This window comes from Burkholderia pyrrocinia, assembly GCF_003330765.1.
Lineage (GTDB): Bacteria > Pseudomonadota > Gammaproteobacteria > Burkholderiales > Burkholderiaceae > Burkholderia > Burkholderia pyrrocinia_B.
The window spans coordinates 769,362-791,438 of record NZ_CP024904.1; the positions used below are offsets into that span (position 1 = coordinate 769,362).

The following is a 22,077-nucleotide window of genomic DNA, read 5'->3' on the forward strand; positions in this document are numbered from 1 at the left end:
CCAACCTGAACGAAAGCTGAATTCAGGAAAATGTCGGGGTAAATCCCGACGCGAGCGTGCGTCACGTCGATGCGGAATTTCCTCGACACGCGCTTGCGCGCCGCCAACCTGAACCGGACATGAACGCTTCCTGAATTTTCGTTCAGGAAGATCAGGAAAACCCCCGCCAAGGCCACGCCTGGCTTGTCACGGCCATCCGCCTGCGCTAGCCTGAAACTACCCCCGGACAGGCAGTTCCATCATGAAGATCCTTATCGTTGAAGACCAGCGCAAGCTCGGCCTGTTTCTCAAGCAGGCGCTGAGCGAACGCACGTACACGGTGACGTGGGTCGAGAGTTGCGCCCAGGCGCGCGAAGCGCTGTGCGAGTCGAGCTACGACGTCATCGTGCTCGACCTCGGCTTGCCCGACGGCGACGGGCTCGACCTGCTGCGTGAATGGCGCAGCGCCGGCTTCAACGAGCCGGTGCTGATCCTGAGTGCGCGCGACGCCGTCGAGGATCGCGTCAAGGGGCTCGACGTGGGTGCCGACGACTACCTGCCCAAACCCTTCAGCCTGGAAGAACTGCTCGCGCGCATGCGCTCGCTGCTCCGCCGCCAGTCCTCGGTCAAGGAAACCGTCCTGCAGCACCAGGGCATCAAGCTCGACCTGCTGAGCCGCACGGTCCATCTGAACGGCAAGCCGATCGACCTGACGAGCCGCGAATTCGCGCTGCTGGAAATCTTCCTGCAGAATCCCGGTCGCATCCTGACGCGAACCCTCATCGCGGAGAAGATCTGGGAGTCCCATTACGACGTCGACACCAACCTGCTCGACGTCTACATGAGCCGGCTGCGCGGCAAATTCGAAGCGCCGCTAGGCAAGCCGCTGTTCAAGACGGTGCGCGGCGTCGGCTATCAACTTCTATGAAATCCATCGGCGCACGCCTCGCGATTTGCTACGTTCTCGCGTCGACGGTCACGTTCGCGTCGCTGTTCCTGGCCGGACGGTATTTCATCGAACATCACGCGATCCACGCGCTGGATCTGCTCAATCAATCGGAGTTCGAACAGATCCGCGCCGCAGGCGCCCCGCTCGGCGCGAAGCCGTCGGAGGCGGAGTTGCGCCAGCGCGTACAGGCGATGATGTCCGACAACCTGGAGCTGTTCTTTACCGAGATCTACGGGCCAGGCAGCACGGTCGTGTTTCGCTCGCCGGATCTTCGCGGCCGCGATATCGCGCCGTCGCCTCAGCGGCAGGCGTTCAATGCGAATGTCGAAGGGCTCGGCGAACTGCGCGCGGGCAAGTTCGCGCTCGGGCCGTATACGGTAGTGGTGGCGACGACAAAGGAGCACGTGCGCGTGGTGATGAGCGCGTACGAGCATACGTTCTACGGGCTGCTGCTCGTCATGATCGCGATCAGCAGCGTGATCGGCTACGGTTTCAGCCGCATGGCGCTGCGGCCGCTGCGGCTGATCCAGGATACGGCCGACCGCATCCGCTCGGACAACCTGAGCGAGCGCATTCCGGTATCCGGCGCGCGCGACGAAATATCGGACCTCGCACGCCTGCTCAACCAGATGTTCGATCGCCTCGAAGCGTCGTTCGACCAGATCCGGCGGTTTACCGCGGAGGCCTCCCACGAGCTCAAGACCCCGCTGACGCTGGTGCGTCTGCAGGCCGAGAAGCTGGTGGTCGACGGTCAGTTGACGTCGGCGCAGGAACACGCGGTGCAGATCCAGATCAGGGAAGTGGCCCAGCTCAACCGCATCATCGAGGACCTGCTGTTCCTGTCGCGCGCCGACGCGCGCGCGATTACGCTCGATCTGCGGCCGCAGGACCCGGAACCGTTCCTGCACAGCTTTGCGGAAGACGCACACGTGCTCGCCGAACACCGGGAGCAGCGCTTCTTCCTGACCCATCACGGCGGCGGGCGGGTCGCGATCGAGCCGAAGTGGATCCGGCAGGTGCTCCTGAACCTGCTCAGCAACGCGCTCGCCGCGTCGCCGCCGGGAAGCCGCGTCACGTTGCGCTCCACCCTGATGAACCAGTGCTGGCAAGTCCGCCTGGAGGACGAAGGCCCCGGCGTGGCGCCGGAGCAGCGCGAACGCATCTTCGAACGGTTCGTGCGCTTCCATCGTCCGGGCAGCGAGGACAAGGGCAGCGGCCTGGGGCTCGCCATCTGCCGCAGTCTCGTGGAACTGCACGGCGGCCGCATCTTCGCCGAGGCCGGGTCGGGCGGCCGCGGGTTGTCGATGGTGTTCGAGATTCCCGCCACCACGCCGGCCGACGGCGCCGGCGATGCGCCGCTCAACGCCCCGTTCCATTCGACCGATGCCGCGTGAGCGCACCGGGCGCGCCCGTCACAGGTCGCGCTGATAGCCCACGTAATAGGAAAAACGGTTGGTGTCGCTCACGTTCGTCAGCCCCCGCCCGACGGAAAACAGGATCCGGTCGTGCTCCGTCAGCCCGTAGATGCCGCCGAGGTTGAAACCGGTCGCGGACGGATCGTCCCGGCTCGCCGCCCCGGTGTAGAAGACTTCGCCGCCTAGCTCGAGCTTTTCGCCGAACTTGCGCAAGACGGCCCAGCCGGCCGTCCAGTAGCCGTTCTGCCCCGCGTGACGGTTGACGACGTATCCGCCGCCGCCGAACGTCGTCCAGTCGCCGATCGTCTTCTGCATCCACAGCGGCAGCAGCACGCGAGCGTGCCCGTCGCCGAGGCCAAGGCGGTCGTTGCCGGTCGGCAGCGTAACGCCGGGTGCGAACGCAACCTGCGGCCGCCAGCCGGCGTCGTCCTCGGTGACGAAGCGGTACTTCGCACCGAGTTCGGTGTCGCCGAAGCCGTAATGGGTGCGATCCCCGGTTTCGTGCAGGAATGCCATGCCGACCGTCGCGCTGACCTGCAGGTTATTCAATAGTCCGTAGTTGATCTCGAGGCCCGGCAGCATGCCGCGGTGACTGCCGGCACGCAGCGTGCCCGACGCGGCGGCATCGATTTCGACATGTCCTCGTTCGACGGGCTCCGGATCGTCAGTCACGAACGGCGGGCCGGCAAGCGCGCCATGGCAAGCCAGGCAGGCGCCGACGGTGAGCACCGCGTTGACGAATCGGGCATGACGCCGCGCGCAGCGCCCGGCCGCCGCCGGATGACGGGTGAATGACATGAATCGGATTCTCCTGGTCGAGTGTCGGCCGGCGCTGCGTGCGAGCGCCCGACGCGAGTCACAAACGGGATAGGTGCGATGAACGACGAACGGGGCGGGAAGATGCGCGGCCGCGCGGGAAGCCACGCGAACCGCGGCTGCCGCGCCGGTGCGTCAGATGCGCGAACCGGCGCGGCGCGCGGGGGTCAGTGGCCCGCGTCGGAGAACTGCGGCGGGCGCCATTTCAGGAGCGTGTTCTCGAGCTGCGTGAGCACGAATTCCGCCCCCAGGGCGACGACGGCGAGCACGATCATCGCCGCGAACACGCCGGCCGCGTTGAACGCGCCTTGCGCGGTCGAGATCAACAGCCCGATGCCTTGCTTCGAGCCGAGAAACTCACCGACCACGGCACCGACGAGCGCGAATCCGAAGCTCACGTGCAGGCTTGCAAGAATCCAGCTCATCGCCGCCGGCAGCACGACCGTCAGTGTCACGTCGCGTTTCGACGCGCCGAGGATATGCGCGTTGGCGATCAGGTTGCGATCCGCTTCGCGCACCCCCTGGAATGCGTTCGCGAACACCACGAAGAACACCATCACGACCGCCAATGCCACCTTCGACGCCATGCCGAGACCCAGCGCGATGATGAACACGGATCCGAGCACCACGCGCGGGATCGAATTCGCGATCTTGATGTAAATGCTGAACACATCCGCGAGCAGCTTGTTGCGGCCCAACGCGATCCCGGCCAGTACCCCGCCCACGCCGCCGATCAGGAAACCGAGCCCGGTTTCCTCCAGCGTCACGAGCACCTGCACCCACAGAGGGCCTTGCGACGTCCCTTCGGTCAGCCACTGCCAGATCTGCGCGACGATCAGCGACGGCGTCGAGAAGAAAAACGGATCGATCCAGCCCACGCGTCCGGCGAGCTCCCATCCGCCCAGTGTCACGACCAGCACCGCGAGCCGCAATACATGCACGAGCGTCCGTCGCCGGCGCATGGTTGCGTGGGCCCGCGCTTCCACCTGCCGCAACTCGACCTCGTTCGCGGCGGCTCCTGCCATCGGGGTATTCATGCTTTTCCTCAATGCGCCCGGGGCGCTCAGATGTGGACCTCGTCGCGCAAATCGTTCCAGATCTGGCGCGACAGTTCGATAAAGCGCGGGGAATAGCGCGATTCCGCCACGTCGCGCGGGCGCGGCAGGTCGATTTCGTATGACGTCTTGACGGTCGCGGGACCCGAAGTCAGCACGAACACCTTGTCCGCAAGCGCGATGGCCTCCTCGATGTCATGCGTGACGAACACCACCGACGCGCCGTTCCCGCTCCACAGATGCAGCAGTTCGTCCTGCATCAGCGTGCGCGTCTGCACGTCGAGCGCCGAGAACGGCTCGTCCATCAGCAGGATCTCGGGTTCGTTGATGAAGGTCTGGGCCAGCGCCACGCGCTTGCGCATGCCGCCGGAGAGCTGGTGCGGATAGTGGCCCTCGAAGCGCGCCAGACCGACGCGGCGAATCCATTCCATCGCGCGCTCGTAGGCTTGCGCCTTGTTCTCGCCGCGGTACAGCGGGCCGGCCGCGACGTTGTCGAGCACGTTCTTCCAAGGGAACACCGCGTCGGACTGGAACACGAAACCGATGCGGCGGTCGATGCCGGTGACCGGGTTGCCGCAGATCCTGACCGTGCCGGCGCTCGGCGTCGCAAGGCCCGTGATCAGGCTGAGCGTGGTGGATTTGCCGCAGCCCGTCGGGCCGACGACGGCACAGAACTCGCCCTTGGCGACGCTCATGGTGAAATTCTGCAGCGCCATGATCGCCTTGCCTTCCGGACTGACGAAACGGCGGCTGACGCGGTCGAGCTCGATCGCCGGAACGTCATTCGATGCGACGGCGGGATGCTGCGCGATTGCCAGGGGAGCTGTCATTGGGTTGCCACCTATGGGACCAGGTTGAAATCAACAATGCGCCCGCGACGGCCCGCTGCCGGGCCATCGCGGCAGGCGCGACTACTTGATCTGCACCGCGCTGACGAATTCGGTGGTGTACGTCTTCGACAGGTCGATCTTGTGGCCCATCACGGCCCTGTCGAACGACCCGAGCACCTTGAGCACGGTCGGCGGGCCCGATTCCGGCATGCGGCCGTCGGGAATGAACGAGACCTTGCCGTTGGCGAGCGCCTTCACGTACATCGTGCGATCCCCCGCGTAGTAATCGGCGGGCATCTGCGCGGTGATCTCCTCCGCGCTATGCGTGTTGATGTAGCGCAGCGTCTTGACGAACGCGTTCGCGAGCTTCTGCACCGTCGACTTGTGCGACTGCACCCAGTCGTTCTGCATGTACAGGCTCGCGGCCGGATACATGCCGCCGAGCCACTTCTGCGTGCTCTCGGGCGAGCGCAGGTCGACCAGGACCTTCGCGACGCCGGTGTTGACGAGACGCGAGACCGTCGGTTCGGTCGTCATGCCGCCGTCGATCTTGCCCTGCGTGATCGCGGCGATGAACGTGTTGCCGGCACCGACGGGCAGCGACGTCATCTCCGACGTCTTCACGCCGTGCGACACGCCGAGGTACTGGGTGAGAAAGTTGGTCGACGAGCCGAGCCCGGTGACGCCCAGCGTCAGGCCGCGGAAGTCCGCGGGCGACTTGACCTTGTCGGCCAGCTTCGACGAGATCAGCTCGACTTCGCCGGGCGTGTGGCTGAACTGCACGACGGACTCGATGTACTTGCCTTTCGCCTGCAGGTCGATCGTGTGGTCGTAGAAGCCGACGACCCCTTGCACCGTGCCGGCGACCAGCTCGTTCTCGGCATCGACGCCCGCCGCCTCGTTGATGAGCTCGACGTCGAGGCCCTGCTCCTTGTAATAACCAAGCCGCTCGGCGAGCTTGGCCGGCAGGTAGATCTGCTTTTCCATGCCGCCGACCATGAGCGTGATCTTTTCGCCGGCATGCGCGGCCGGAACCAGGGTGCCGAACGCCAGCGCTCCAAGGGCGATGCAAAGGGCAGTGTGTTTCATGGGATGTTCTCCTCCTGTTGCGATATGTGTGGCGTGCCGCGAACCGCGTGGCGCTCGCACCGTGTTCCTGATCGGGACGCCCGGGTTCACGGAACGGTTTCAGTTATAAGCGGCGACCTTAAAATCAGGCTGAACGCAAAATGAATGTCTGTTCAGGGAGGTCCGGCAGCGCACGCGGCACGCGCCGGAACGCGGCCGCTCGACGCTATCGGAGCTTTGCCAGCTCCTCGCGCGCTTCCGCCGCGCTCAGCGGAAAGTACGCCGAATAACGCACCGGCTCCTGGCCGTCGCGGCTCAGGATGTAGCGCAGGAACGCCTTCACGGGCGCCGTCAGCGGACGGTTCAGGCGGATGTACATGTAGCGTGTGAGCGGGTATCTACCGCTCGCCGCATTCTCGGCGTCGAGCGTATAGAACGGCTCGCCGGCCCGTCGCGCCACGGTCAGTGTCTTCAACCCGGGGCCGCCCTCCTCGAGTCCGCCGAAGCCGATCGCGCCGGGATCGCGGGCAATCGCGCGCGCGGTGTCGTCGATCGATCCCTCGTGCACGGCGGGATTCCACGCGCCGCCCCCCAGCACCATGATCTGCATCGACATCGCGTTCGGCGCGACGTGCGGCGGCATGTAGATCCTGACAGGACGGTCGGCCCACTCGCCGGTCAGGCCGAGCTGGCCCCACCGCGTGACGCCCGGGTTTTGCCGGAGGATCGACGCGAGCTGCGGCAGCGTGATGCCGTTGAGCGGATTGTCTGGATGCACGAAGATCGCCTGCGCGGTGGTTCGCTGCGGCGTGTTGAAACCGCCGCGCGCGACGCGGATCTCGAGCGGCGACGCTTCGTGACGGATCTGCGCGTAGGCCGCCCGCTCGTCCGGCCACAGCTCGCGGCCCATCGGCGCCATGGCGGTGTCGCCGGCAAGCAGCGCATGAAACCCGTTCAACGTGCCGAGATGCTCCCACCGGTCGCCCTTGCGCGCGCCGGCCTGCGCGTGCGTGAAGCCGTCGATCCACGTGTCCATCAGCGATTTCATCCCGTCGCTGCCGACGCTGTCGATCGCGCCGTGCAGGCCCGCCACGGGACGATAAACGGCAAGCTGTGCATCGAGCGGAGGCAGGAAGCCATCGAGCGTCGCGCGTTGCTGCACGGCGTCCGCGGCGGCGAGCGGCGTAAAGCGCTGCTGCGCGGCGACGATCGCCTGGCCGTCGTCGCTCAGCGCAAACGTCAGGAAGGCCTTGACCTTGGGCGGCAGCGGCGCGCCGGGTCGCCGGTTCACGGCGAGATAGGCCGCGTGCCCGTCGAGATTCGCGACTCGCACGAGCAACGGCGACTTCATCATGTCGCCGGCGAACTGGTGCGCGTACGGTTGCAGCTCCGTCGGCAACGGCTCACGCGCGAGCGGGGCAATATCGGCATCGCCGAACATGAGCGCGCCGAATGCGGCCGCACTGCCGACGTGCCGCCAGTGCGGCCCGCGGCGGATGCCTGGCTGGCGTCGTTCGAACGCGACCAGCCAGGCGTCGAGCAGCGGCCCCATCGCGTCGTCCCCGACGCTGCTGAGCGTGCCGCTCAGGTTCGGGAGCGATCGGTAGGCCGGCAGGCCTGCGACGGCATCGGCCGCCCGGGCGCCGCATGGCGCCATGAGCGCGATGCAGGCGCAGGCGGCAAGGATGAGGCCGGCTCCCGCACGGCGCGCGCGCGGCAATGGCGAGCATGCCCCCTGCGAGCGCGAAGAATGGGGCGGATGCGACAGGCGCCGCATCGACGACGCTGCACGCCGCAATCGAAAATCGAAAACAGGCACGGTGGCCTCCTGCCGGATGGGGGGAATGGCGCGCAACGGCCCGGCTTCCGGTCGGGAACGCGGCCCCGCCGTCGCGCACGGAGAAGCTGGTCCAACGGTACGGGCGCACGCTGAAGCCAACCTGAACCGATGCTGAAAATTCGTTCATGCTCGGCAGCACGTTCCATGAACGGATTTTCAGGCTGCCTTCAGACTGCGTTCATCCGGCGACCCTATCGTTGGAAGCATGGCAAGGGCGCCGCGCCGCTCGCCGGCCGGCACGGTCACGGCGCGTCATCTTTTCGCGCCGACTGCCTCACAATGGCGCAGCAGCGGAATCACGCGCGCTTTGAATAAAGGAGGAGACATCTCGTGAACCGAAACGAACCCTGTGACGGGGCAAACCGACGCATGCCGCGTCGCCGCTTCCCTCGTCTGATCGTTGCCGCGACCGCCGCTTCGGCATGGGCAGCGGGCGCCGCGGGCGCCGACGCCCCGTCGATGCCGATGGTCGAGTGGGTGGTCCCCGCGCTCAAGACGGTGACGCCGCAAACCAAGGAGCAAGCCGACGAAGGGATGAAGGTCGGACGCGCGCTGGCCGAGCCGGAAATCCTGCAGCCGCGACTCGACGCTGCGCTGCCCGACTATCGGCCCCGCACCGGCCTCAAGCTCGCCGGCACGTTCAGGGGCGCGGCTTCCGACGTGCTGCCGTCGCTCGTCAACCGCTGGATCGAAGGTTTCAAGCGGTATTACCCGAACGTCGACATCCGCATTTCCCCGCCGTACGCAGGCAGCCTCGGCGCGAAGGAGCTGGTCAAGGAAAAGCTCGACTTCGTGTTCGTCTCGCGTGAGCTCAAGCCGGACGACGTCACCGACTTCAAGGCCAAGTTCGGCTACGGCCCGCTCAGCGTACCGATTTCCGGCGGCTCGTATCGGCATTTCGGCTTCCTGGACGCGATCGGCTTCTTCGTCAACAAGGACAACCCACTGGAAAAGCTGAGCTACGACCAGATCGACGCACTCTACTCGCGCACGCACCTGCGCGGCGGCAAGCCCGTCAAGACGTGGGGAGATCTCGGTCTCACCGGGGAATGGGCGGACAAGCCGGTGCACGTGTACGCGATCAAGCCGTGGAACGGGTTCGAGGAGTTCATCCGGCAACGCGTGCTGAGCGCCAACGGTCAACGCGGCGAATGGCGCGACGACATCCATTACGACAAGCTCGTGTTCCCGCTCGCGAAAGACGTCGCCGACGATCGCTACGGCATCGGATTCTCGGGTATCGCCTATATCGATGCGCCCGTGAAGATGCTGCCGCTTGCCGAATCGGACAACGGTCCGTACGTCGCGCCGACGTACGAGAACGTTGCGCTGGCGACCTATCCGCTGAGCCGGCTGATCTACTTCGACACCAACAAGGCACCCGGCAAGCCGCTCGATCCGGCCATCGCCGAGTTCCTTCGCTACGTGCTGAGCAAGCAGGGCCAGCAAGCGGTCATCGATCACGCGATGTACGTGCCGCTGCGCGCGCGGCAAGCGGACAGCTCGCGCGCGCTGCTGGCCAACTGACCGCCCGCCGCCCTCTCGCACAACCGGCGCCGCCTGCCCGTCCCTCGCGATTCCCCGGGCGGCGCCGACTCCAGGAGCACTCCACATGTACCGACCCATCCGGGCCGCCGGGGCGGCGCTTGCGCTCGCGTCGGCCGCGGCGGCATTCGCCGCCACGCTCGCCGCACCCTACGCGCAACAACTCGTCGACATCACGCTGGCCGCGCATCCCGAACTGACGATCCTCGCGCTGCACGTCACCCCGCCGACGGAACGCGACAACGTCATCATCGCGTCGAACATCGGCCGTATCGGCAAGCGGGCCGACGCCGACGATCTGGCCGTGCTCGACAGCGGCCGGCCCCGCGTCGAGGTGACGAAAACCGGGGATCTGTCGGTCGAGTTGCCGATGCACGACGCCCGTGGCAAGACGATCGGCGTCATCGGCTCGACGTTCCGCTACGCGCCGGGCACTGATCGCAACGTGATCGTGCGCCAGGCCGAGCAGGTACGCGACGAGCTGGCCGGACGCACGCCATCGCTGGCGGCGCTGTTTCAACCGACGCGCTGATTCGCATCGCCCGCCTGAAAATTCGTTAAGGAAACCTTCAGGTCGGGTTCAGCTTCATGGCCCAACATCGTGGCAAGGCCGACGCACCCCGATACGCAGCACGCGACGAATCGCCCCACCGAGGGCGAACCCACGAGTACATGTTCAAACAGGAGACACACATGAAACGGACACGGAAGATTGGCGGGTTGCGCAGGTCTGCGGCGGCATCGGCCGCGGCAATGATCGGCATGGCGGCACTGGGCGCGCTGACGGCGCCGCCGGCGTTCGCACTGAAGTACGCGGCCGTCGAGCATCACCTCAAGGTGGATCCGTCGATACCGAGCTGGCATCCGGGCGAAGTCGGGTCGGTACCGGAAGAAGACCTGCGTCTCGTCGGCGCCGACGTGATGGATGAAATCACGCTCGGATGGATCAAGCTCTACCGCAAGGCCTATCCGCGGCTGAGCGTGACGATGGAGGCGAAGGCATCGGGTGCCGGCGGGCCGGCGCTGACCAACGGCACCGGGGATCTGGCGCCGGTCGGGCGCGAACTGCTGCCGGCTGAGGAAAAAGCCTTCGTCGACAAGTTCGGCTACAAGCCGCTCGCGATTCGCGTCGCGACCGGCAGTGTCGGCTCGCTCGGCAAGACGGCGACGTCGGTCGTGCTGGTCGACAAGGACAACCCGATCAAGGGGCTGACGATGGCCCAGCTCGACGCGATCTACTCGAAAACGCGCAATCGCGGGCACGCCGACATCAGCACGTGGGGCGACCTCGGGCTCGGCGGCGAATGGGCCGACCGGCCGATCCATCTGTACGGCCTGAAACCGGTCAACGGCATCGAATACTTTCTCAAGCTGAACCTGCTGGAAGGCGGCGAATACAAGGACAACATCCAGTTCGTGAAGGGCAAGGGCTTCACGCATGCGTTCACGGTGGCCGCCGAGGACATGGCGACGCACCCGGGCGGCCTCACGTACGCACTGCTTGCCAACGTCACACCCAACGTGAAGGTCGTGCCGCTGGCGGCCAGCGAAGGCGGGCCGTACCTCGCGCCGACACTGCAGAACGTGTACACGCACAAGTATCCGCTCTCGCGCTACGTGTACATCTTCGTCAACAAGAAACCGGGCGAGCCGCTGCAGCCGAAGATCAAGGAGTTCCTGAAACTGGTGTTGAGCCGCCAAGGACAGGACGTGGTCGCGAAGGAAGGCGTCTATATCCCGTTGACCCCGGCCGTCGTCAAGGAAGAGCTGGCCAAGCTCGATCAGGCGGATTGACCATGCGACGCGCGGGCACACGGCTTCGGCATTCCGCTCGCGCGGCCGATCCCCATCGGCGACATGCAGGCGGCGCCGATTCACGGCATTCCGCCGGCCTCGATACGCACGGCATTTCGTTTTCATCCTTCGTCGGCGAGATGCCGATGAAGCGATCCGGGACAACCGGTCACCCCGACTGGGTCGGCCTCGGTCTGTGCGCGGCCGGCGTGCTGTCGTTGCTGATGGCGCTTTACTCCGCCTGTGCCGGCATTCGCTCAGACACGCAGCCGACACCGGTTGCCGTGCCGGCAGCAGTCGTTGCGCCGGCCTCATTCCAGGCTGAATTTGCTTTCAGATCGTGTTAACGCTCATTCAAGGTGCCGAGCCTACACTCGACTCGCACCTGCTTCCATGACGCCCATCGGGCAAAGAGAGGAGAGACATGAAGACCCTGACCAAGACCCTGCTCGTCGCGACGCTCGGCATCCTGTCGGCTACCGCGCTGCATGCGGCCGACGCCGCCACTGCCGCGCCCGAGCCGCACGCCAGGAACTGGACCCCGCCGAGCACGAAGATTTATGCACAGAAACTGTCCGAGCAGATCATGAAGCAGCATCCGGAGTTGCTCAGCGTGACCTTGCACGGCATTCCGCCAGGTATGCAGGATGCCTACACGATGTTCGCCGGATCGTACCTCGACCGCATCGGCAACGCCGACGATCCGGACGACATCGACATCTCGAAGAAAGGCATCACGATCGTTGATCCGCGCTGGCATCGCCCCAACGATACCGTCAAGAAGTTCGTGATGATGCTGCCGCTTCGCGACGCGAGCGGCCAGAACGTCGGCGAAATCGTGCTCGCTTACAAGAACGACGGCGGCAACGCAAAGGGCGAGACTGCCTTCTTCCTCGCGTCGACGCGCCTGCGTGACGCGCTGCAGAAGCAGATTCCGAGCTACGCGGCGTTGTTCGAGCCGGCGAAGTAACCGTCCGTACGGGCCGCCGCGTTCTTGCAACGCGTCTTCCCCGGGCGCCCGGGGAAGCCCCTTCTTCATCGAGCCATCCACATCCAGGAGTCTGAACATGCGTTTGCGAATTTCCGCGGCCGTCACGCTGACGACGTTCGCGATCGCGGCCCTGTGCGCGACGCTGCCGCACGCCGCCCGCGCGGCGACGCCCGTGGCCGATTCCGCTGGCTCCGCAGCCGCGCCGTTGCGGTTGATCGGCAGCACGGCATTGCCGGACTACAAAGGCGATTTCGACCACTTCGCCGCAGACATCGCCGGCGGTCGACTGTTCCTCGCCGGTGAAGACGGGGCCACGCTCGAAGTATTCGATCTCGGCAGCGGCAAGCATCTGCGCACGATCAAGGGCTTCGACCAGCCACACTCGATTCTGTATTTGCCCGACGTGAACCGTCTGATCGTCACTGACAGCGGCGCCGGCATGACGCGCATCGTCGACGGCGCGAGCTATCGCATCATCGGCTCGATTCCGCTCACCGTCGGCGCGGACTCGATGCGCTACGATCCGTCACGCCGACATATGTACATCGTCACGGGCGGCAAGAATGCCGTACCGAAAATGACGCAAACGATCGTTTCGGAAGTCGATCCGCGCACCGGCAGCCATATCGGCGACGTGAAATTCGATACCGACTTTACCGAGTCGATGGCGGCCGAACAGCATGGCCGTCGCCTCTTCGTCAACGTGACGGGCAAGAGCACGCTCGCCGTCGTCGACAAGGCAACACGCAGCGTCATTGCGAGCTGGCCGATCCATGGCGCAGCGCTGAATGCGCCGATGGCGTTCGACGAGCGGAATCAGCGTCTGTTCGTCGGCACGCGCAAGCCGTTCAAGCTGCTGGTGCTCGATGCCGCAAACGGCAACACGATCGCGTCGTTCGACGCGCCGCAGCGCACCAACGAAGTGATCTTCGATGAGGAGAACCAGCGCATTTACATGGCTGGCGACGACTATCTGGGCGTGATCCAGCAGAAGGATCGCGACCATTACGAAGAAATGGCGCGCGTGCCGACGGCCAAGGGCGCCAAGACGGCCATTCTGGTGCCTGCCCGCAAATGTCTTTATGTCGCGGTCTCGCCTGGCGATGCCGGAACCGGCGGCCGGCTGATGCGCTTCGACGTCCTGCCGATGACAGGCGCGAAGGCGTTGGCCAGCAGGTAACGGGCTGCGGCATCGCGCGCCACGGCGCGTTGTGAATCGGCCATCGACAGGCGCGACGAGCACGCAAGAAACGAAGGGGATGCGGCTGCCCGTGATCCTCTTCTGCGAGCCCGGAATACGCCCGCGGACCTGCGATCCGATCAGGTCCGCGAACTCGGGCAACAGCAGGCGAAGAACGCACGGTTGAAGAAGCCGCCCCCGGCGTTCAATCAGGTCGCGTCGAATCGCCCGGACAGGCGCTCACCCTTTGCGCTCGACAGGATGCGGCTCCTTGAGCCGGTTCGCGACGCGCACGGCCTCGTAGTAGGCTGAATTCGGCGGCCGCTTCAGATACCGCCCCGCGCCACGCACCGCGCGCAGCTCGTCGTCGGCCCACGCGAGCGCGCCGCGCGTGAGCGTGTGCGTCGCGACGCCCTGCACCGTCATCCCTTCGAACACGTTGAAGTCGACCTGCTGGTGATGGGTCTTCACCGAGATCGTCTTCGTCGCGGCCGGATCCCACACGACGAGGTCGGCATCGGCGCCCACCTGCACGGCGCCCTTGCGCGGATACAGGTTGAAGATCTGCGCGGCGTTCGTCGACGTGATCCGCACGAACTCGTTTGGCGTGATGCGGCCGTGATTCACACCGTGATGCCACAGCACCGACATGCGATCCTCGACACCGCCGCAGCCATTCGGAATCTTCGTGAAATCGTCGCGGCCCATCGCCTTCTGCGACGCGCAGAACACGCAGTGGTCGGTCGCCGTCGTCTGCAGCTGCCCCGACTGCAGCCCGCGCCACAGCGCCTCGCGATGCTCGGCCGAGCGGAACGGCGGGCTCATCACGTGCGCGGCCGCGCGCGTCCAGTCCGGGTCGCGATAGACGGCCTCGTCGATCACCAGGTGGCCCGGCAGCACTTCACCGAAGACGCGCAGCCCTTCGCTGCGCGCGCGCGTGATCGCATCGACCGCGTCCTTCGACGACACGTGCACGATATACACGGGCACGCCGAGCACCTGCGCGATGCGAATCGCGCGGTTCGCGGCCTCGCCTTCGACCTCCGGCGGCCGCGACAGCGGATGCGCCTCCGGCCCCGTCATCCCGCGCGCGAGCAGCGCCTGCTGCAGCCGGAACACGAGTTCGCCGTTTTCCGCATGCACGGTCGGCAACGCGCCGAGTTCGAGCGAACGCGAGAAGCTGTTCACGAGAATCTCGTCGTCGGCCATGATTGCATTCTTGTACGCCATGAAGTGCTTGAAGCTCGACACGCCGTGCTCGCGCACGAGCGTGCCCATGTCGCGATGCACCGATTCATCCCACCACGTGACGGCCACGTGAAAACCGTAATCGGCCGCCGACTTCTCGGCCCAGCCGCGCCATTCTCGGAATGCGTCCATCAGCGGCTGCTTCGGGCTCGGGATCACGAAGTCGATGATGCTCGTCGTGCCGCCCGACAGCCCGGCGGCCGTGCCCGAGTAGAAATCGTCGCTCGCCGTCGTGCCCATGAACGGCAGTTCCATGTGTGTGTGCGGATCGATGCCGCCCGGCATCACGTACTGGTCGTGCGCGTCGACGACGCTCGCGCCGGCCGGCGCATCGATCTTCTCGGCGATCTGCAGGATCGTGCCGCCGTCCTGCGGGTCTGCGCACAGGACGTCCGCGCGATAGGAGCGGTCCGCATCGACCACGGTGCCGCCGCGAATCAGGATTGCCATTGGGTTGCCTCCTCGTTGACTGTCGGGTGCCGCATGCGGCGCGTCATGCGCTCATGCGCTCGCGATCTGCGCGCGCTGTCCGGCGCGCCACTTCATCCAGGTGCCGTACACGCACGACGCCAGCACGAGGCCGACGAACCACGCGTACGTGTAAAGCGTGTTGAAGAACGCCGGCACGTTCGGGAACGACGCCGGAAATGCCGTGTGCAGGAAGCCGGGCAGGTTCGGCAGCACGCCGATCGCGAGCGCGGCCAGCGCGGCCGGGTTCCAGCCGCGCGCGTAGCTGAAGCCGCCGCGCTCGTCGAACAGCGCGCGCGTATCGAGCTGCGTGCCGCGAATCAGAAAGTAGTCGACCATCAGGATGCCCGCGACGGGCCCGAGCAGCGCCGAATAACCGACGAGCCAGGTGAAGATATAGCCGTCCGTCGTCGCGAGGATCTTCCACGGCATCATCAGGATCGCGATCGTCGCGGTGATCATCCCGCCCGCCTTGTACGAGATGCCCTTCGGCCACAGGCTCGAGAAATCGTAGGCCGGCCCGACGAGATTGGCGGCGAGGTTGCAGCACATCGTGTCGAGCGTGAGGATCACGAGCGCGACGCCCACGCCGATGCCCGTCATCCGGCTCGTCAGGTCGATCGGATCCCAGATCGCGTTGCCGTAGATCACGACGGTCGCGGACGTCACGACGACCGACACCACCGACAGCAGCGCCATCGGCAGCGGCAGCCCGATCGACTGCCCGATCATCTGGTCGCGCTGCGAATGCGCGAAGCGCGTGAAATCGGGAATGTTCAGCGCGAGCGTCGCCCAGAAGCCGACCATCGCGGTCAGGCCCGGCCAGAAGGTCGCCCAGAACAGTCCGGCCTTCTTGCCGCCCGCCGCGAACTGCGACGGCGCCGACAGCATCGAGCCGAAGCCGCCCGCCTTCGACGTCGCCCACCACACGAGCGCCACGCACATCACGACCTTGATCGGCGCGGACCAGCTCTCGAGCCAGCGGATCGAATCGGTGCCGTGCAGGATGAAGTACAGCTGCAGCGCCCAGAACACGAGAAAGCACGCGAGCTGCCCGACCGAGATACCGACGAGCGGCAGCGCCGCGCCGTGCAGTGCGTTGCCGGTCAGGATGTTCAGCAGCGTATAGATCGCACTGCCGCCGAGCCAGGTCTGGATGCCGTACCAGCCGCATGCGACGATCGCGCGCAACAGCGCCGGCAGCTTCGCGCCCTGCGTGCCGAACGACGCGCGCACCAGCACCGCGTACGGAATCCCGTGCTTCGCGCCCGCATGGCCGATCAGCAGCATCGGCACGAGCACGATCAGGTTGCCGAGCAGCACCGTCAGCACCGCCTGCCACGGCGACATGCCTTCCTGGATCAGCCCGGCCGCGAGCATGTACGACGCGATGTTCATCACCATCCCGACCCACAGCGCCGCGAAGTGATACCACTTCCACGTGCGCTGCGCCGGCGTCGTCGGCGCGAGGTCGTCGTTGTACAGGCTGCCGCCCGGCGCCGCGGCGCTGTCGGAATCGGCGGGATTCGCTGCGGGTTTCATCGATCGGACTCCACGTAAACGTCAGCGCCGGCATCGCGCGATGCCGGCCCAGGGGAACGAAAAACGGCGGTGCTGGAAATCCCGTACCGCCGGACGCCGGTCAGGCAGCCTTCGCGTGCTTCCCGGATTCCGCCGCCGGGCCCGCACTCGCATCCGCACTCGCCGGATTGTTCGGATGCGTGGTCCAGTTCGCGTAGTCGCCCGAATCGACGCGCTCCATCGTGATGCACTGCTCGACCGGACACACGTGCATGCAAAGATTGCACCCGACGCACTCGGAATCGATCACTTCGAAGTGCCGCACACCGTCCTTTTCGCGCGTGATCGCCTGATGCGACGTGTCCTCGCACGCAATATGGCACAGCCCGCACTGGATGCAGCGGTCCTGGTCGATGCGCGCCTTGATGTCGTACTTCAGGTTCAGGTATTTCCAGTCGGTCACGTTCGGCACCGCGCGGCCGCGCACGTCGTCGAGCGTCGCGTAGCCCTTCTCGTCCATCCAGTTCGACAGCCCGTCGGCCAGGTCCGACACGATCCGGAAGCCGTAATGCATCGCCGCGGTGCACACCTGCACGCTGCCGGCGCCGAGCACCATGAATTCGGCCGCGTCACGCCAGGTCGAGATGCCGCCGATGCCCGAGATCGGCAGGTTCGGCGTTTCCGGATCGCGCGCGATCTCGGCGACCATGTTCAACGCGATCGGCTTGACCGCCGGGCCGCAATAGCCGCCGTGCGTGCCCTTGCCGTCGACGGTCGGCATCGGCGCCATGTGGTCGAGATCGACCGCGACGATCGAATTGATCGTGTTGATCAGCGACACGCCGTCCGCGCCGCCCTTGTACGCGGCGCGCGACCCCGTCCGGATGTCGCTGATGTTCGGCGTGAGCTTCACGAGGCACGGCAGCTTCGTGCCTTCCTTGACCCAGCGCGTGACCATCTCGACGTATTCCGGCACTTGTCCGACGGCCGCGCCCATCCCGCGCTCGCTCATCCCGTGCGGGCAGCCGAAGTTGAGTTCGACCGCGTCGGCGCCCGTATCTTCGACGAGCGGCAAAATCCATTTCCAGTCGCGCTCGTTGCACGGCACCATCAGCGACACGATCAGCGCGCGGTCCGGCCAGTCGCGCTTCACCTGTGCGATCTCCCGCAGGTTCACGTCGAGCGGACGATCGGTGATCAGCTCGATGTTGTTCAACCCCGCGATCCGCTGGCCGTTCCACTGCACCGCGCCGTAGCGCGAACTGACGTTGACGACGTGCGGATCGAGCCCGAGCGTCTTCCATACGACACCGCCCCAGCCCGCCTCGAACGCGCGGTTGACGTTGTAGGCCTTGTCGGTCGGCGGCGCGGACGCGAGCCAGAAGGGATTCGGCGAAGTGATGCCCGCGATGGTGCAGCGAAGGTCGGCCATGTTCGGCTCCGTGAGAATGGGGTCGTTATCGTTGTGCTCGGGGTGCGTTGCGTGCGCCGTGCGCCGTGCGTTCAGGCAGCCTTCGCGTCGCGCTGCGCGAGCGCGGCGTCGATCGACGCAGCCGCGCGCTTGCCGTCCTGCACGGCCTGCACCGTCAGGTCGATGCCGTCGGTCGCCGCGCAGTCGCCGCCCGCCCACACGTCGGGCAACGCGGTGCGCCCGTCCGCGTCGACCGCGATGCGCGCGCCGTCCGTCGTCAGCAACGCCGCCGCGACGCCGTCCGGCACCAGCGTCTGGCCGATCGCCTTCAGCACCATGTCCGCGTCGACGGTGAAACGCTCGCCCGATGCGCCTTCGAATTCGACGCCCGTCACCTGTGTGCCATCGCCCGCCATGCGCACCGGCTTCGCGTGCGTGACGAGCGTAACGCCGCACTTCTGCGCGAACTCGCGCTCGGCCCACGTCGCACTCATCGCATCCACGCCGCGCCGGTAGACCATCGTCACGCGCTCGGCGCCGAGCTTGCGGCTCTGCACGGCCGCATCGATGGCCGTATTGCCGCCGCCGATCACGACCACGCGCCGCCCGACCGGCACGTTCTTCAGCGCGTCGGCCTGCCGCACCTGCTCGATGAAATCGACCGCGTTCATCACGCCGGCCAGTTGCTCGCCGTCGATCGCGAGCGCGCGCACGCCGCCGAAGCCCATCGCGAGAAACACCGCGTCGTGCTGCTCGCGCAGTTCGTCGAGCGTCATGTCGCGTCCGAGCGCGACGCCCGTTTTCACCGTGATGCCGCCGACCGACAGCAGCCACTCGACTTCGCGCTGCGCGAAATCGTCGACGGTCTTGTACGCGGCGATCCCGTATTCGTTGAGGCCGCCGGCCTTCGGGCGTGCGTCGAACAGCGTGACGCGGTGCCCGGCGAGCGCGAGCCGGTGGGCGCACGCGAGCCCGGCCGGCCCCGCACCGACCACCGCGACATGGCGGCCCGTATCGGGCGCGCGCGTGAAGCGCACCGCGCCGGTTTCCATCGCCCAGTCGGTCGCGTGCCGCTGCAGCGCGCCGATCGCGACGGGCTGCGCATCCTGGTGATTGCGCACGCATGCGCCTTCGCACAGGATCTCGGTCGGGCACACGCGCGCACACATCCCGCCGAGCGGATTCGCGGACAGGATGTCGGTCGCGGCGCCTTTCAGGTTACCGTTGCCGATCTTGCGGATGAAGCTCGGGATGTCAATCTGCGTCGGGCAGGCCTGCACGCACGGCGCGTCGTAGCAGTAGTGGCAGCGGCTCGCGGCGGCCGCAGCTGCAGTCGGATCGAGCAGCGGCGCGATATCGGCGAATTCGCACGAGAGTTGCGTGGACGACAGGCGATGCGCGGCGATATCGCCGGTTGGCTTGGTGGTCATACGCGTTCCTTCGACTGGGTGGAGACAAAGCCGTCCCCGCCGGCTGCGCGAGCGGAGCCGGAGAGCGGTTGTTCTTAGGAATGCCATCGACAGGCGGCCGTCCGCCTGCCTTGCTGCGTTATGGTCGATTCGTCATGAAGCCGGCTCGCAGGCGCGCGACAGCATCGCATGCAGCAGCACGTTCGCGCCGGCCTCGATCCACGCAGGCGTCGCGTCCTCGATCTCGTTGTGACTGATGCCATCGACGCACGGCACGAACACCATCGATGTCGGCGCGACTTGTGCGAGATAACACGCGTCGTGCCCCGCGCCCGACACGATGTCGCGATGCGAGTAGCCGAAACGCTCGGCCGCGCCACGCACGGCTGCCACGCACGCCGGATCGAACGCGACGGGCTTGTAGTAGAAAATCTGCTCGAGCTCCGTTTCGAGCCCGATGTCGGCCGCGATGCGCGCGACGCCGTCGCGCAGCGCGGCATCCATCTTCGCGAGCACGGCGTCGTCCGGATGACGGAAATCGACCGTGAAGAACACGCGGCCGGGAATCACGTTGCGCGAGTTCGGGTAGACCTGCATCATGCCGACGGTCGCGCAGCCGAACGGCGCATGATCGAGGCCGATCCGGTTGACGAGATCGACCACGCGCGACGCGCCGAGCAGCGCGTCACGGCGGCGCGGCATCGGCGTCGGCCCCGCGTGCGCTTCCTGCCCTGTGAACGTGATCTCGTACCAGCGCTGCCCCTGCGCGTCGGTCACGACGCCGATCGTCTTGCACTCCGCCTCGAGAATCGGCCCCTGCTCGATATGCAGTTCGAATGCCGCGTGCAGCTTGCGCCCGCCGCACGGCACGTCGCCCGCGTAACCGATGCGCGCCAGTTCCTCGCCGATCGTCTTGCCGTCGACGTCCTTGCGCGACAGCCCGTATTCGAGCGGGAACACGCCCGCGAACACGCCGGACGCGACCATCGCGGGCGCAAAGCGCGAGCCCTCCTCGTTGGTCCAGATCACGACCTCGACCGGATGCTCGGTCTCGATGCCGCGATCGTTGAGACTGCGAATGACTTCGAGGCCGCCGAGCACGCCGTAGATGCCGTCGAAGCGGCCGCCCGTCGGCTGCGAATCGGCGTGCGAGCCCGTGACGACCGGCGCCGCATCGGCCACGCGGCCCGCGCGTCGCATGAACACGTTGCCCATCGTATCGACCGTCACCGTGCAGCCGGCGGCCTTCGCCCAGCCGACGATCAGGTCGCGGCCGGCCTTGTCGAGATCGGTCAGCGCGAGGCGGCACACGCCGCCTTTCGGCGTTGCGCCGATCTTCGCGACCTCCATCAGGCTGTCCCACAACCGCTTGCCGTCGATCTTGATCGACGGGTCGAAGACTGGCCGCTTCACTGCTTCCGATACCGCGCTCATTCGTATCGCTCCTGTGGGGTCGGTGATGTCGTCAACCCGGTCTGTGCCGGTGCGTTCGATGCCTGTTTCGGGGTAAACCACGCCCATGCGCGGTGCATGTCCCTGTCGTTCGCGAAGTTCGTCCGACGAATCGGCGAGCGGGTTTACGTTGCCTTTCGCCGCTCGCCGAATCCTGTCCGATTGGACAGGTTTTAGACGATCAAAATGGCCAAGGCAATGTCTTTCTTGCGTGAATCGTTAGAGCGAGAAACGTGCCATCGCAACGCAGCATCGCTACTGACGAACGATGTCCACAGGTGTCCGCGCGCGTGCGTTCGACGCGAATGAGCAGCTAGAATGAAGCCCAACGCGGCATGCCTGCCGCGCGAGGGCAACGATGAGACATGACGAGCCGGCAGCCGACGCGACCGACAGCGACGAAACGCCTGCGCCTTTGCGGCGACGCAAGGCGCACATCCGCGAGTCCAACGAAGCGCATCTGCTCGCCTGTGCGGAGGCCGTGTTCGCGGAGCGCGGGCTCGACGGCGCGAGCACCGCGATGATCGCGGAACGCGCCGGCCTGCCGAAGGCGAACCTGCATTACTACTTCCCGACGAAGCTCGCGCTGTACCGCCGCGTGCTCGACGACCTGTTCGAGGACTGGCATCGCGCGGCCGGCTCGTTCGAGGCCAGCGACGATCCGGTGGAAGCGATCGGCGGCTACGTGCGCGCGAAGATGGCGCTGTCGCGGCGGCGCCCGCTCGGCTCGAAGGTCTGGGCCAACGAGATCATCCACGGCGCGGAGCACATGCAGGACATCCTGTCGCAACGCGTGAAGCCGTGGTTCGACACGCGCGTGAAGGTAATCGATGGCTGGATCGCGCGCGGCCTGCTCGCGCCGATCGACGCGCATGCGCTGATGTACCTGATCTGGGCGACCACGCAGCACTATGCGGATTTCGATGCGCAGATCCGCGCGCTGAGCGGCAAGCGCGCGTTCACGCAAAAAGCGTTCGGCGAGCAGACCGAACAGGTCGTGCAGCTCGTGATTCGCGCATGCGGCGCGGTGTCGCCGCACGCGAAGCCGTAGCGCGACAGCACGATCCGCCGAAAAATAACGGGCGACGGTCATCTCGCAGGGACTT

The 22,077-nt window shown here is 66.3% G+C and carries 18 protein-coding genes; 8 read left to right on the top strand and 10 right to left on the bottom strand.

From position 1 onward, the window contains the following. Window positions 1-241: 241 nt before the first annotated feature. On the top strand, window positions 242-907 hold the full coding sequence (locus tag CUJ89_RS36535) for a response regulator transcription factor (protein ID WP_114182275.1): 666 nt from the start codon (window positions 242-244) through the stop codon (window positions 905-907). Further along, window positions 904-2,322, top strand: coding sequence for an ATP-binding protein (locus tag CUJ89_RS36540; protein ID WP_114182276.1), 1,419 nt, complete (start codon window positions 904-906; stop codon window positions 2,320-2,322). The genes CUJ89_RS36535 and CUJ89_RS36540 overlap by 4 nt, the downstream gene beginning before the upstream one ends. 18 nt (window positions 2,323-2,340) lie before the next feature. On the opposite strand, the gene CUJ89_RS36545 is transcribed toward CUJ89_RS36540, so the two are convergent. The 5 genes from CUJ89_RS36545 to CUJ89_RS36565 form a co-directional block, all read right to left on the bottom strand. Continuing rightward, a complete protein-coding gene (locus tag CUJ89_RS36545) occupies window positions 2,341-3,141 on the bottom strand; it encodes a hypothetical protein (RefSeq protein ID WP_114182277.1) in 801 nt (266 codons plus the stop codon). 185 nt (window positions 3,142-3,326) lie between these two features. Then, window positions 3,327-4,196: an ABC transporter permease gene (locus tag CUJ89_RS36550; protein WP_114182278.1), complete on the bottom strand. Its 870-nt coding sequence runs from the start codon at window positions 4,194-4,196 to the stop codon at window positions 3,327-3,329. 26 nt (window positions 4,197-4,222) lie between these two features. Further along, the gene (locus CUJ89_RS36555; protein ID WP_114182279.1) at window positions 4,223-5,044 is read right to left on the bottom strand and encodes an ABC transporter ATP-binding protein; all 822 of its coding nucleotides are present in this window, start codon (window positions 5,042-5,044) and stop codon (window positions 4,223-4,225) included. An 81-nt stretch (window positions 5,045-5,125) separates the two neighbouring features. Continuing rightward, window positions 5,126-6,133, bottom strand: a complete 1,008-nt coding sequence (locus CUJ89_RS36560) for an ABC transporter substrate-binding protein (RefSeq protein ID WP_114182280.1) — start codon at window positions 6,131-6,133, stop codon at window positions 5,126-5,128. A gap of 205 nt (window positions 6,134-6,338) precedes the next feature. Next, a complete protein-coding gene (locus CUJ89_RS36565; protein WP_114182281.1) occupies window positions 6,339-7,769 on the bottom strand; it encodes a substrate-binding domain-containing protein in 1,431 nt (476 codons plus the stop codon). A gap of 552 nt (window positions 7,770-8,321) precedes the next feature. On the opposite strand from CUJ89_RS36565, the gene CUJ89_RS36570 reads away from it, so the two are divergent. From CUJ89_RS36570 to CUJ89_RS36590, 5 genes are all read left to right on the top strand, one after another. Next, window positions 8,322-9,479, top strand: coding sequence for a PstS family phosphate ABC transporter substrate-binding protein (locus CUJ89_RS36570; RefSeq protein ID WP_114182282.1), 1,158 nt, complete (start codon window positions 8,322-8,324; stop codon window positions 9,477-9,479). Between the two features lie 85 nt (window positions 9,480-9,564). Next, the gene (locus tag CUJ89_RS36575; protein WP_114182283.1) at window positions 9,565-10,029 is read left to right on the top strand and encodes a hypothetical protein; all 465 of its coding nucleotides are present in this window, start codon (window positions 9,565-9,567) and stop codon (window positions 10,027-10,029) included. Window positions 10,030-10,190: 161 nt separating this feature from the next. Continuing rightward, window positions 10,191-11,291: a PstS family phosphate ABC transporter substrate-binding protein gene (locus CUJ89_RS36580; protein WP_114182499.1), complete on the top strand. Its 1,101-nt coding sequence runs from the start codon at window positions 10,191-10,193 to the stop codon at window positions 11,289-11,291. 424 nt (window positions 11,292-11,715) lie between these two features. After that, window positions 11,716-12,261 (top strand): hypothetical protein, encoded by a 546-nt coding sequence (locus CUJ89_RS36585; RefSeq protein WP_114182284.1) that lies wholly within the window; start codon window positions 11,716-11,718, stop codon window positions 12,259-12,261. A gap of 97 nt (window positions 12,262-12,358) precedes the next feature. Continuing rightward, the gene (locus CUJ89_RS36590; protein ID WP_114182285.1) at window positions 12,359-13,462 is read left to right on the top strand and encodes a YncE family protein; all 1,104 of its coding nucleotides are present in this window, start codon (window positions 12,359-12,361) and stop codon (window positions 13,460-13,462) included. Between the two features lie 240 nt (window positions 13,463-13,702). Here the strand turns inward: CUJ89_RS36590 and hydA are convergent, their stop codons facing one another. From hydA to CUJ89_RS36615, 5 genes are all read right to left on the bottom strand, one after another. Next, window positions 13,703-15,160: a dihydropyrimidinase gene (gene hydA / locus CUJ89_RS36595; RefSeq protein ID WP_114182286.1), complete on the bottom strand. Its 1,458-nt coding sequence runs from the start codon at window positions 15,158-15,160 to the stop codon at window positions 13,703-13,705. Window positions 15,161-15,211: 51 nt separating this feature from the next. Next, entirely contained in the window at window positions 15,212-16,720 is a 1,509-nt protein-coding gene (locus CUJ89_RS36600; RefSeq protein WP_114182287.1) for an NCS1 family nucleobase:cation symporter-1, read from the bottom strand. A 100-nt stretch (window positions 16,721-16,820) separates the two neighbouring features. Next, a complete protein-coding gene (preA, locus tag CUJ89_RS36605) occupies window positions 16,821-18,131 on the bottom strand; it encodes an NAD-dependent dihydropyrimidine dehydrogenase subunit PreA (protein WP_114182288.1) in 1,311 nt (436 codons plus the stop codon). 71 nt (window positions 18,132-18,202) lie between these two features. Continuing rightward, window positions 18,203-19,540, bottom strand: a complete 1,338-nt coding sequence (locus CUJ89_RS36610) for an NAD(P)-dependent oxidoreductase (protein WP_114182289.1) — start codon at window positions 19,538-19,540, stop codon at window positions 18,203-18,205. Window positions 19,541-19,672: 132 nt separating this feature from the next. Next, complete coding sequence (locus CUJ89_RS36615; RefSeq protein WP_114182290.1) at window positions 19,673-20,953, bottom strand: Zn-dependent hydrolase; 1,281 nt, start codon at window positions 20,951-20,953, stop codon at window positions 19,673-19,675. 376 nt (window positions 20,954-21,329) lie between these two features. On the opposite strand from CUJ89_RS36615, the gene CUJ89_RS36620 reads away from it, so the two are divergent. Next, window positions 21,330-22,022 carry a TetR/AcrR family transcriptional regulator gene (locus tag CUJ89_RS36620; RefSeq protein WP_114182291.1) on the top strand — a complete coding sequence of 231 codons (693 nt, stop codon included), beginning with the start codon at window positions 21,330-21,332 and terminating at the stop codon, window positions 22,020-22,022. Window positions 22,023-22,077: the final 55 nt, after the last annotated feature.